This is a genomic window from Streptohalobacillus salinus (genome assembly GCF_003201605.1).
In the GTDB taxonomy this organism is placed as follows: Bacteria; Bacillota; Bacilli; order Bacillales; family Amphibacillaceae; genus Streptohalobacillus; species Streptohalobacillus salinus.
In genome coordinates, this window is the sequence record NZ_QJJR01000012.1 from 1 (window position 1) to 12,123 (window position 12,123).

A 12,123-nucleotide genomic window follows, 5' to 3' on the forward strand; every position below is an offset into this window, starting at 1 on the left:
CAATATAATTGAAAGAGTCATAATAACTCTGGTTAAAGCACTAGCTTTACTTACTTGTTTTTCTTAACATACTGTGTGTTTTGTTCAGTTTTCAAAGATCAATGTGTTGTCACTTTTTCCGCGACAGCTTTTATATTATATAATAGCTGATCAGTAAATGTCAACAACTTTTTTAACTCGCTTCTATTAAGAAGGTCACTCACATTTTACAATGTATTTTTGCGACTTGATTAATATAACACGCTCACCAAATGAAATCAACTCTTTTCGCTAAAAAAAATCACACGTGCCACATTTAAATGGCACGTGTTTGTATAAGCGCGCTATATCCTATCTCTTAGTGAAAAATTAGTCGCGATTGCGCATTTGTGGAAATAGTAACACGTCTCGAATCGATGGCGCATTCGTTAGTAACATAACTAAACGATCGATTCCTATTCCTAATCCCCCTGTTGGTGGCATACCATATTCTAATGCTTCTAAGAAATCTTCATCCATTTCGTGCGCTTCATCATTACCTGCCTCTTTTTCCGCCACTTGCGCTTCAAAACGCTGGCGCTGATCAATCGGGTCATTTAATTCCGAAAATGCATTCGCGTGTTCACGACGCACAATAAATAACTCAAACCGGTCCGTAAATCGGCCATCTTCTTTATTTTTCTTTGCCAGTGGTGAAATTTCAACTGGATGGCCATAAACAAATGTCGGTTGAACAAGATGTTCCTCCACTTTCTGTTCAAAGAACTCATTTAAAATATGACCAAATGTCATTGATGGCTTCACATCCACACCATGTTCCTTAGCAAGCGCATGTGCTTCATCGTCCGTTAATGCTTCAAAGAAATTAACGCCCGTATATTCTTTAACAATATCAGCCATATGGACCCGCTTCCAGCGCGGCGCTAGATCAATCGCATCGTCCCCGTACTGTACGGTTGTTGAACCCGTTACATCTTTAGCAATAAATGCGACCATGTTTTCAACAAGATCCATCACGTCATCATAATCTGCGTATGCTTCATAGAGTTCTAACATCGTAAATTCTGGATTATGGCGTGTCGATACACCTTCATTCCTAAAGACACGACCGATTTCATAAACTTTCTCTAGACCGCCAACGATAAGGCGTTTTAAATGCAACTCAATCGCAATCCGCATAAACAACGGCATATCTAAAGCATTGTGATGTGTTGTGAAAGGGCGAGCCGCAGCCCCACCAGCGATGCTATGCATCATCGGCGTTTCGACCTCTAAGAATCCTTGACCATCAAGGTATCGACGCATTGCTTGAATAATCTTGCTCCGCATAATAAAAGTTTCTTTACTTGTTGGATTCGTAATTAGATCAAGGTAACGTTGACGATAACGCTGCTCTACATCCTTGAGACCATGAAATTTCTCTGGTAATGGGCGTAAGGCTTTTGTTAAAATTTCAAAACGATCTGCTTTCACTGATAATTCTCCAACATTTGTTTTAAAAACCGTACCACTTACACCGACGATATCTCCTAAGTCAGCCGAGTTAAATATTTCATAAGCCTCCTCACCGACACCATCTTTACGCACATAAAGTTGGATTTGGCCTGATAAGTCTTGGATATGAGAAAAACCCGCTTTTCCTTTCCCACGTTTAGTCATGATCCGACCCGCAACCGTTGCACGTATGCCCTCCGCTTCTAACTCCTCTTTTGTGAGTGCATCGTAGTTTGCTTTTAGTTCACTTGCCAAGTGTGTCCGCTCAAATTTAGCGCCGAATGGATCGATGCCTTGCTCCATCATATGATTCATCTTATCGAGACGCACCCGCATATGCTCATTTACTTCTTCTGACATTTGTTTCACTCCCGTATGTTTTAATAGTAGATTAATATAATCAATGATTTCTTTCACTTTGCTACTATAGCATAGTGAGCCAGTCTGTAAACTATCTTTTCTATTGTATACTTAACGATTGATTTGCTCAAGTTGCGTGACATAGTCGCTTAGTAATGCCTCTAATTCAAATCGAGTTTCTACTTCATTGATTTGTTTGCGAATTTTACCGTTACCTTTAAGTCCTTTTAAGTACCACGCTGCATGTTTTCGCATTTCCATAATCGCTACTTTTTCTGACTTAATTTTAGTCAACCGGTCTGCATGAAGTAAGCAGACTTTCACTTTTTCTTCAGGCGAAGGTTCATCAATTAAAATACCCTTCTCAATATATTGGGTAATTCGATACATGATCCACGGATTCCCGAGAGCTGCGCGACCAATCATCACCGCATCTACACCTGTTTCATCTAATCGTTTTTTAGCTATTTCGGGTGAGTCAATGTCACCGTTACCGATAATCGGAATATTCGCCTGTTGCTTCACGCGTTTTATGATATCCCAATCCGCTCTACCTTCATACATTTGCTCACGGGTTCGACCATGTAAAGCAAGTGCTTTCGCTCCCGCTTCTTCAGCAGCTTTCGCATTTTCAAGCGCAAAAATAGAATCATCATCCCAGCCAGAACGCATTTTTACGGTTACTGGTTTATCAACCGCTGCTGAAACAGCAGAAACGAGTTCATAAATCTTTTCAGGTTGGAGCAACCAACGTGAACCTGCATCACATTTTGTAATCTTCGGTACGGGACACCCCATATTGATATCAATAATATCTGCATTCGTGTGTTGGTCCACAAACTGCGCCGCTGTAATCATTGAATCCTTTTCTCCACCAAATATTTGTAGACTCATCGGTTTTTCCGCATCATCAATATACAACATGTCCATTGTTTTTTTATTCTTATTTACAATCCCTTTATCACTGACCATTTCTGCACATACAAGTCCAGCGCCGAATTCTTTCACCGTTAACCGAAATGCCCAGTTGCTAACACCCGCCATCGGTGCAAGTACAACTCGATTCGGAATTGTTATATCGCCAATCTGAAACATCTGCCTTCCCCTTTCGCCACACCCTATATTTTATCTATATGTTCTTATCATACCTTTGCATCAAATACCTCATGTCATTGCATCAACCAATTGACAGGCGTTTTACATCCAATCGGTCTTGTGCCGGCACAGCCGCCAATGCCTTCTCCACTGTTTGATCGACACCTGGAATGATAGCCCTCGGTGCAAGTTCCGAAAGAGGGACTAGCACAAATGCTCGTTCCTGCAAACGTGGGTGTGGCACCGTTAGCTGTTCGGTGTCAATGACTATTTCTTCAAACAGTAATATATCTAAGTCAATCGTCCGCGGACCCCATCGAATAGCTCTTTTTCGACCTAGCATTTGTTCAACGGCCTGCGTTGTCTCGAGTAACGCTTCAGGCATATAGTCGGTCTCGATTTGAATAACTTGATTTAAAAATTTTGATTGTTCTGTATAACCTACTGGTTCTGTTTCATAAATGGATGACCGAGCAATCACCTTCACTTGCGGATCTGCTTCGAGCTGTTTTATCGCCTCTGCTAAATAATCAACCCTCGGTTCAATGTTTGATCCCAGCGCAATATAAGCTTCCATTCGTCAACCTCGCTTCCGGTAAATACTAACCGCTACTGAGTCATAAATGCCGTTGATTGGTGGGTTTGGTTTTGTAACCTTAACGGTCAAGGATTCAATTTTTAAAAACCGGGTTAACAGCGCTGTACTGACGGCTTCTGCAACTGCTTCAATAAGTTGATAAGGTTTCCCTTCAACAATATGTTTGGTTTCATCGTAAACTTCACCGTAATGCACCGAGGCATCAAGTGCATCATTTCTTCCGGCTTTTGATAAATCAACGTCGAGCTCCAAGTCAACAACAAATCGTTGTCCCAATACATTTTCTTCTTTAATCGCACCATGGTAACCGTAGAACATTAGCCCGTTTAAATGAATTTTATCCGTCAAATCCCACACCTCTTCCCGCCAGTAGATCAGCCATTACACTGACGCGTTTATTCAATTTAACATTATGCACGCGAACAATTTGAATACCTTTCATTATGCCATCAACCGTCGTTGCTGCGGTTGCTTCATCGCGTTCATCCACACTTAAACCTGTCGCGTAACCAAGAAATGATTTTCGCGATGTCCCAAGTAGAAGTGGATACCCTAAACTGTTCAACTCATCTAAACGCCGAAGCACAGATAAATTATCTTGTTTCGATTTTTGAAAACCAATACCAGGATCTAAAATGATCTGTTCATCCTTCACACCCCGGGATTTTGCCATTTCAATACTTTCGATTAAATCACTTTTTATGTCTTGAATCAACTCTTTATACTCAGAATCTTTACGATTATGCATTAAAACGATTGGGCAAGCATAGTCAACGGCCACATCAAGAATCTCAGGATCGTCTTTTCCACCCCAGACATCATTAATCATATCTGCCCCCGCAGCGATCGCTTCCCGCGCTACCGCACTTTTATAGGTATCAACTGAAATTAATACCTCACTCTCTTTACGAATTGCCTTAATAACGGGTACAATTCGAGCAATTTCTTCCTCAATCGACACCGGTGTGAAACCGGGCCGGGTTGATTCTCCACCAATATCGATAATGTCTGCTCCATCACCAATCATTTGTCGCACTTGGGCAAGTGCTTGCTCAACCTCCATATAAGAACCCCCATCAGAAAATGAATCTGGGGTAACATTTAAAATTCCCATTATCAATGTTGTTGCTGTTTTATTTCCTCTTAGTTTGCTAATCTTCTCGATTGGCTTCACTTAACACTCATCCCCCTAAACACAATCATTTTATCACTATCATACCATGAATCGAATCATCGTTGTTTAGATAAATCCTTCAGCTACATAGAGAAAAAAACACGCACCTAAACGCTAGGTACGTGTTTCTAATATAAACGCTATTCAGCTTAAAGATTAGCTCTTATTCTTCATCAAAATGATACAACGGTGTTGATAGATAGCGTTCACCATTGCTTGGAATAACAGTTAAAACTTTTTTACCTTTACCTAGTTTTTTAGCAATTTCTTTCGCCGCATAAAGCGCTGCGCCAGATGAAACGCCACCAAGTAAACCTTCTAGACGTGCAGCTTCTCTTGCCGTTTCGTAGGCTTGATCATTTGTTACAGTAAAGATCTCATCATAGATTTCTGTATTCAATGTTCCCGGAATAAAGCCAGCGCCAATCCCTTGGATTTTATGCGGTCCTGGTTCATTACCTGATAACACCGCTGACCCTTCAGGTTCCAGAGCATAAATAGTAATGTTAGGGTAGTTCGCTTTTAAAACTTTCCCTGCGCCTGAAATCGTTCCACCTGTACCAATACCGGCAACAAAAGCATCGAGAGAATCGCCCATGGCTTCTACAATTTCTGGTCCGGTTGTCAATTCATGCACTTTTGGATTGGCTTGATTTTGGAACTGTTGCGGCATAAAATAACCATTTTGTTCAGCCAGTTCCCCTGCTTTCTTAATTGCACCCTTCATTCCTGCCGAACCAGGTGTTAAGATTAAGCGCGCGCCATAAGCACGCAATAAATTACGACGTTCTAAGCTCATCGTATCTGGCATAACCAACACAGCTTGATAGCCTTTAACGGCTGCAACCATAGCGATACCAATCCCTGTGTTACCACTGGTAGGTTCGACAATGGTGTCACCGGGTTTAATAACCCCATCTTTTTCTGCTTGTTCAATCATTGCCAGTGCAATGCGATCTTTAACTGAGCTACCTGGATTCATGTACTCTAATTTCGCGTAGACATCTGCATCATTCTCACCTGTTAAGCGTTGAAGTTTCACGATCGGGGTTTTACCAATTAAATCTGTTATTGTTTGTTCAACAGTCATTATTAAAACGCCTCCTAATTCCGAGTATTCTTATTTGAATTTATTACATTGTAGCGCAATTGGACGATTTTGTCAATAAATCCACTCAACATTTTGCTCATCCCATAAGCTTTTTCTATCCGGCATGTAAGTGAATGTTTCTAAGGCAATCTGACGCCTGATATGATCAGTTACTTCATCTTTCGCTAGTTGAATCGCCTCAATGTCACGGTGTAAGTACACCAATATATATTGACCATTCTCCGAAAAAGGCTCACTGTAGCTGTAAGGGGATAATGCTGTTACTTCACTGATATAATCATCTGACAAAAACGTTGATGAATCAGCATAGAAACCGAGATACCCTCCATTTTCTAGTGTTTCTTCATCTGTCGCATGCTCACGAGCTAACGCATTAAAATTAGCACCCTCTTCTAATTCTTGATAAATGGCCTGAGCAGTTTCTGCGTCACCCACACGAATCTCAGAGATTTCTAAGCGACGGTTAAAATCAAAGTCCCCATCATTTTCAATATAGTAGGCGTCGACTTCATTGTCATCTACCTCAACATCTCGCGCAAACAGTGCTTCAGTCAACAATCGCGACTTGATCTGTTCACGCCAAATCACTTCTTGTTTGGCTGCTTCCTCTTCGCTTAATTGTCCATGAATCGTGTGCATATGCGCAACCTCTAAATCAATCAATCGTGGTTCAATTGAAATGTTCTCTTCGTCACTAATTTCTTGCGCAACACGATCAGTAATCAAATCCTCTAGCGCAACCTTTCCATACTCATTCTCTAAATAACGCATCCAATCATCAAAGTGAACAGGTTCTTCATTAATTGTTGCTACTGGCTCTTCTCGGTCAACTGTTTCACTTTCTGGATAAGGCTGACTTGTTTGATCTTCCGCTGAACGGGCGAAAAAATATGTTAAACCATTAGTAATCAACAATAAACCAAGTATCACGAGTAATCGTTTTTTCATTATTGATAGTCTCCTGCCTGTTTTAGTTCTTTAAGATCTTCAACATTTAGATGATAGTGCTCATTACAAAAATGACATGTCGCATCTGCCCCACCGTCTTCTTCAATCATCATATCAATCTCTTCATCACCTAAACCGCGGACTGCATTTTTAATTCGCTCGCGTGAACATGAACAATGAAAGCGGACTGGCATATGCTGCAGAACATGTACATTTTCTTTACCAAAGAGACGATAAAGAATTTCTTCCGGCGATATGCCTTCTTGAATAAGCGATGATATCGGTGGAATGCTTGCTATATTTTGTTCAATGGTATCAATCATCTCTTCTGTAGCGCCTGGCATGATTTGAATAATAAAACCACCGGCAGCTAGAATGGAATGATCCGGATTCACAAGTACGCCTGCACCCACCGCAGAAGGAACTTGTTCTGAACGAGCAAAATAATAGGTAAAATCTTCACTTACTTCGCCTGAGACAATCGGTACTTGCCCAGTGAAATGCTCTTTTAAGCCGAGGTCTTTGACGACACTGAGAAAGCCTTCTGTCCCAACGGCGCGACGCACATCAAGCTTTCCTTGTTCACTTAACTCAAAGTCTACATGAGGGTTCGTAATATAACCTCTTACTTCACCTTTTGCGTTAGAGTCTGCAACAATTGGACCTGTCGGTCCATTACCTTCTAATTTTACCGTTAATTTATCGTCACCTTTTAACATCGTACCCATCATTGCTGATATCGTCATCATTCGACCTAATGCCGCTGATGCCGTTGCCCATGTATCATGACGACGTCTTGCTTCTTCTACCAACGCTGTCGATTGAATGGCATATGCTCTCACTGCCCCGTCATAGGCTGTTGCTTTCACTAAATAATCACTCACTCTAAAAACTCCTTTTATGTTTGTCTATTCATTTAACTTAGCTATTCCGCTAACGGCCTCACCGTTAAACGTGATCTATTGCTTACGGCTTAACAGATTGATAAATTTCCGCTAGCCCTTTTAAGGTTAAGACCGGATCAACCACATCAATTGTTGCTGATTCATCCGCAACTAGATCAGCCAGTCCACCGGTTGCAACAACCGTTGGTTCACTTTTACTTTCTACCTTAAATCGACGCACAACTTCATCGACTTGACCAACATAACCGAAGTATAAACCTGACTGCATCGCTTCAACCGTTGATTGACCAATGATATTCTCGGGGTGCTTGATTTCTACCTTTGGTAGTTTAGCGGCTTTGTTATACAAAGCATCCATCGAAATTTTAATACCAGGAATAATTGCACCTCCGACGTAACTTTCTGTTTCATCGATGTAGCAATAGGTCGTTGCCGTCCCAAAGTCTATTACGATTAGTGGTGCACCGTATGTTTTGATTGCACCGACTGCATTAACAATGCGATCTGCCCCAATCTCTTTCGGGACCGGGTATTTCATATTTAAATAAGATTCGATTGGCGCTTCTCCAACGACAATTGCTTGTTTATCAAAATATTTCAGTGCTAACTTCTCTAATGCATACATAATTGGCGGCACCACCGACGAAATAATAATATCGTCTACACAATCAAATGTTAACTCATGTTGAGCGAATAAAGCTGTCATTAACACAGCAAATTCATCTTCTGTTTTCTCACGGTCGGTCTTGATTCGCCATTGATAAATGATTTCTTTATCTTCTAGCAAGCCCATCACTGTATTTGTGTTCCCTACATCCAAAACAAATAACATATTTTCACCATCTTTTATTAAATTTACTTAGCCTTGTTCTATTTTACTGTTTTTTTAGCGGAACAACAAATTTGAATTACTCCACCTTAATTTCTTACGACATTTGAAGATGGAGATTCCTAAGAACACCGACCTAGCGGTCAGTTATGGGTTAGGCTATCTCCGAAGTCCCTTCGGTTAGAAGCCTTATAGCTTCGGCTTCACTATTTTTACTTGCGTTCAAATCCCTGTCGTGATGGGTAGGGCACGTTGGACATAGCCATTCACGCAAAGCAAGATGCTTAACACTTGTTTGTATAGCGATACTGTCCACTTCTTTGAGCCACTCGTATTCTTTTTTTAGCTTGGGAAGTTGAGAGGAGCAAGCGTAATCACTAAGCCCTTTGCCTGTTTTCTTGTAAGTATCATTCCCTACCGAAAGGAAATGATTAAACACAAAACGAGAACAGCCGATGGTCTTTGCAATCAGGGTTTCCTGTTCACTATTCGGATAGATGCGAAACTTATAGGCTTTATTCACCAACATTGAAATCCGCCTCCTTTACGACATGATGTACCTATTATATCGCATATTCAATATATTTTATCTATCATTTTAGATGGTTTTCATGGAAAAACAGTCCGTTGTATTAAGATTCTCAAAAACACTTTTGAATAGCATGGACAAAAACAAAGATGAAAAAGGGTTTGGCACTCGTACACAAGCTATTTTTCACCTAATACAAGTAGCCCTCGACAAGTCGGGCAATTAAGATGGAGAGGCCCCATCCCTTGCCCGAAGGCGATTCATCCCCCACTTACTCATTGGGATAAGCGCTTAACATTCCTTGAAGATGGGGGGTCTCGCCTAATTTAGATAAACGCTAGAAAGATTTTCAGAAAAGAAAAGACCAGCTTCCTCTTTAAGAAGTGGTTACCTCTTAAAGCATGACTGGTCTTTATCATTTATTCGTCGTTTTTCTTTTCTTCTGTTTCTTCTTCTTCAGCTTCAGCTGCTTCTTCAAAAGATGCAGGTTCTGCCTCAGTTTCTTCTTCAGTTGACGTCTCAGCCGTTTCTTCGCTAACAGGTGTTTCTTCACTCGCTTCTCCTGATTGCTCTGAAACAACTTCTTCTGGAAGCTCGCCATCTTCATATAATGATTTAATTTGAGCGGCATCGAGGGTTTCAACTTCAAGTAACGTCTGTGCGACTAACTCCAACTTATCACGTTTCTCAGTTAAGATATCTTTCGCACGTCTATAACAGAGATTGATAATGCTTTGCATTTCTTGATCAATGATATACGCGATTTGATCGCTGTAATTTGATTCATTCTGCATGTCACGACCTAAGAATACTTGACCGCTGCCATTACTAAATTGCAATGGACCAATCTTGTCACTCATGCCGTATTCTGTCACCATCTTACGTGCAATGCTTGTCGCACGCTGGAAGTCATTGTGTGCACCTGTTGATGCTTCACCAAAGATGACCTCTTCGGCAACACGTCCACCTAAGAGTCCAGTAATCTTATCTAAAAGTTCTGGTTTCGTCATAAAGTAACGGTCTTCACGCGGTAACATCACAGCATAACCACCGGCTTGTCCACGAGGGACAATCGTTACTTTGTGAACCATATCAGCTTCATCTAATACCATACCAATAATCGTATGACCACTCTCATGGTAGGCAACAATGTTGCGTTCTTTTTCTGAAATAACCCGACTCTTCTTAGCCGGACCAGCAATGACGCGATCAATCGCCTCATCAACATCTTCCATCTCAACCTTAGTTTTATCTGTACGGGCTGCAACGAGGGCTGCTTCATTCAGCAAGTTCTCTAAGTCCGCACCAGAAAAACCTGGTGTACGCATTGCGATTGTTTTAAGATCCACATCATCCGCTAACGGTTTATTACGCGCATGTACTTTCAAGACTTCTTCACGCCCTTTTAAATCGGGACGATCTACAGTAATTTGACGGTCAAAACGACCTGGACGTAATAACGCTGGATCTAAAATATCAGGGCGGTTAGTTGCCGCGATAATTATAATGCCTTCATTATCACCAAAACCATCCATTTCAACGAGTAATTGATTTAAGGTTTGCTCACGTTCATCGTGACCACCACCAACACCTGCGCCACGTTGACGACCGACAGCATCAATCTCATCAATAAAGATAATACACGGTGAGTTTTTCTTCGCATTTTCGAATAAATCACGAACACGCGACGCACCCACACCGACAAACATCTCAACAAAGTCTGAACCACTAATTGAGAAGAATGGCACACCTGCTTCACCAGCGACGGCACGTGCAAGTAATGTTTTACCTGTTCCTGGAGGTCCAACGAGCAAGACACCTTTAGGAATAGTTGCACCAATTGCAGTGAATTTTCGTGGGTCTTTTAAGAAATCGACCACTTCAACGAGTTCTTGTTTTTCCTCATCTGCACCTGCTACATCAGTAAAGCGTACTTTTTTCTTTTCTTCGGAGTACATCTTCGCCTTACTCTTACCGAAGTTCATCACTCGGTTTCCTCCACCTTGTGATTGGTTCATTAAGAATAAGAAAATAACGACCACGATTATAAACGGTGCGATTGCAGTAATAAAACTAAGAATCGCACTCGGTTGTTCTTCGGGTTGAACTTCTAAAATTTCTTGACTTGCACCTTGTCCTTCAACATAAGCAACAATTTCTGATTCTAAAGGAATGTGTGTAATGAAGCGTGTTTCTTCCTCATCTTTTAACACCCCAGTGACTTGCATGACACCATGCGCTGGGCGCATCAGCATTTCTTCTATTTCTTCATCTGATAATACCTCGATGAATTCATCGAGACGATATTCTTTTGTTTGATTTGTATTTCCAGTAATCAACTGCATCAATGAAAGCAATACGAGAAAGATTACGAAATAGAAAATCAAATTACGGGTTAAACGATTCATGACATTCCTCCTCCCAAACGAGAAAACTATAGTACATCTTATCATAAAAAAATCACTTATAGCAATTTATCCGACTCGATGTTTGATCGTTATCGTTTTGGTTAATTTTTTGTTTTTTTAATCATTCTATTCTAAATCGCCACCGTAAACATGCGGTTTCAATACACCGATGTAAGGCAGGTTACGATATTTTTCTTGATAATCTAACCCATAGCCTACGACAAACTCGTTTGGCACTTTAAACCCAACAACATCAGCAGAAATTTTCGCAGTCCGTCCTGACGGTTTATCTAATAAGGTTACAATTTTAATTGAACGTGCTTTGCGGTATTTGAATAAATCGACCAAATAGCTAAGGGTAAGACCGCTATCGATGATGTCCTCAATGATTAAGATATCGCGTCCTTCTACCTTCGTATTTAAATCCTTCTCAATTTTAACCTCTCCCGATGAGGTCATTCCTCCACCGTAACTTGATACATCCATGAAATCCATTTCTAAATATGTATCCATGTGTCGAAGAACATCAGACATGAATGGAAGTGCACCTTTTAAGACACCGACAGCAAGTGGGAAGCGATCACGGTATTCTTCTGCTAACTGTTGGCCTAGCTCCTTGCATTTTTCTTCAATTTCTTCTGTTGTCACTAATATCTTCTCGATGTCGTTATGCATCTTTGGTCCTCCTACTAA

The 12,123-nt window shown here is 40.9% G+C and carries 11 protein-coding genes and 1 pseudogene; all 12 read right to left on the reverse strand.

The annotated features are described in order from the left end of the window. Positions 1-348: 348 nt before the first annotated feature. Positions 349-1,833, reverse strand: a complete 1,485-nt coding sequence (gene lysS, locus DES38_RS09350) for a lysine--tRNA ligase (RefSeq protein ID WP_110251847.1) — start codon at positions 1,831-1,833, stop codon at positions 349-351. A 111-nt stretch (positions 1,834-1,944) separates the two neighbouring features. Then, a complete protein-coding gene (dusB, locus tag DES38_RS09355; protein ID WP_110251848.1) occupies positions 1,945-2,928 on the reverse strand; it encodes a tRNA dihydrouridine synthase DusB in 984 nt (327 codons plus the stop codon). A gap of 82 nt (positions 2,929-3,010) precedes the next feature. Continuing rightward, on the reverse strand, positions 3,011-3,505 hold the full coding sequence (gene folK, locus DES38_RS09360) for a 2-amino-4-hydroxy-6-hydroxymethyldihydropteridine diphosphokinase (protein WP_110251849.1): 495 nt from the start codon (positions 3,503-3,505) through the stop codon (positions 3,011-3,013). 3 nt (positions 3,506-3,508) lie between these two features. After that, positions 3,509-3,874, reverse strand: a complete 366-nt coding sequence (gene folB, locus DES38_RS09365) for a dihydroneopterin aldolase (RefSeq protein ID WP_281267687.1) — start codon at positions 3,872-3,874, stop codon at positions 3,509-3,511. Then, complete coding sequence (gene folP, locus DES38_RS09370) at positions 3,864-4,640, reverse strand: dihydropteroate synthase (protein WP_110251907.1); 777 nt, start codon at positions 4,638-4,640, stop codon at positions 3,864-3,866. The genes folB and folP overlap by 11 nt, the downstream gene beginning before the upstream one ends. A gap of 223 nt (positions 4,641-4,863) precedes the next feature. Then, positions 4,864-5,790, reverse strand: a complete 927-nt coding sequence (cysK, locus tag DES38_RS09375) for a cysteine synthase A (RefSeq protein ID WP_211305853.1) — start codon at positions 5,788-5,790, stop codon at positions 4,864-4,866. Positions 5,791-5,862: 72 nt separating this feature from the next. Beyond that, on the reverse strand, positions 5,863-6,759 hold the full coding sequence (locus DES38_RS09380) for a peptidylprolyl isomerase (protein WP_110251851.1): 897 nt from the start codon (positions 6,757-6,759) through the stop codon (positions 5,863-5,865). Beyond that, entirely contained in the window at positions 6,759-7,643 is an 885-nt protein-coding gene (hslO, locus tag DES38_RS09385; protein WP_110251852.1) for an Hsp33 family molecular chaperone HslO, read from the reverse strand. Before hslO ends, DES38_RS09380 begins: the two co-directional genes overlap by 1 nt. Positions 7,644-7,725: 82 nt before the next feature. Beyond that, on the reverse strand, positions 7,726-8,496 hold the full coding sequence (locus tag DES38_RS09390) for a type III pantothenate kinase (protein ID WP_110251853.1): 771 nt from the start codon (positions 8,494-8,496) through the stop codon (positions 7,726-7,728). Between the two features lie 271 nt (positions 8,497-8,767). Then, positions 8,768-9,022 (reverse strand): annotated as a pseudogene (locus tag DES38_RS09395) (helix-turn-helix domain-containing protein); the annotation flags it as partial. Positions 9,023-9,441: 419 nt separating this feature from the next. After that, positions 9,442-11,430 (reverse strand): ATP-dependent zinc metalloprotease FtsH, encoded by a 1,989-nt coding sequence (gene ftsH / locus DES38_RS09400; RefSeq protein WP_110251855.1) that lies wholly within the window; start codon positions 11,428-11,430, stop codon positions 9,442-9,444. Positions 11,431-11,556: 126 nt separating this feature from the next. Continuing rightward, entirely contained in the window at positions 11,557-12,105 is a 549-nt protein-coding gene (gene hpt, locus DES38_RS09405) for a hypoxanthine phosphoribosyltransferase (protein WP_110251856.1), read from the reverse strand. Positions 12,106-12,123: the final 18 nt, after the last annotated feature.

Bases quoted from the DNA above. Each gene is read 5' to 3' on its own strand.
- dusB (WP_110251848.1), bottom strand. From the start codon at position 2,928: ATGTTTCAGATTGGCGATATAACAATTCCGAATCGAGTTGTACTTGCA.
- folP (WP_110251907.1), bottom strand. From the start codon at position 4,640: ATGGGAATTTTAAATGTTACCCCAGATTCATTTTCTGATGGGGGTTCT.
- folK (WP_110251849.1), bottom strand. From the start codon at position 3,505: ATGGAAGCTTATATTGCGCTGGGATCAAACATTGAACCGAGGGTTGAT.
- hpt (WP_110251856.1), bottom strand. From the start codon at position 12,105: ATGCATAACGACATCGAGAAGATATTAGTGACAACAGAAGAAATTGAA.
- ftsH (WP_110251855.1), bottom strand. From the start codon at position 11,430: ATGAATCGTTTAACCCGTAATTTGATTTTCTATTTCGTAATCTTTCTC.
- DES38_RS09390 (WP_110251853.1), bottom strand. From the start codon at position 8,496: ATGTTATTTGTTTTGGATGTAGGGAACACAAATACAGTGATGGGCTTG.
- cysK (WP_211305853.1), bottom strand. From the start codon at position 5,790: ATGACTGTTGAACAAACAATAACAGATTTAATTGGTAAAACCCCGATC.
- lysS (WP_110251847.1), bottom strand. From the start codon at position 1,833: ATGTCAGAAGAAGTAAATGAGCATATGCGGGTGCGTCTCGATAAGATG.
- DES38_RS09380 (WP_110251851.1), bottom strand. From the start codon at position 6,759: ATGAAAAAACGATTACTCGTGATACTTGGTTTATTGTTGATTACTAAT.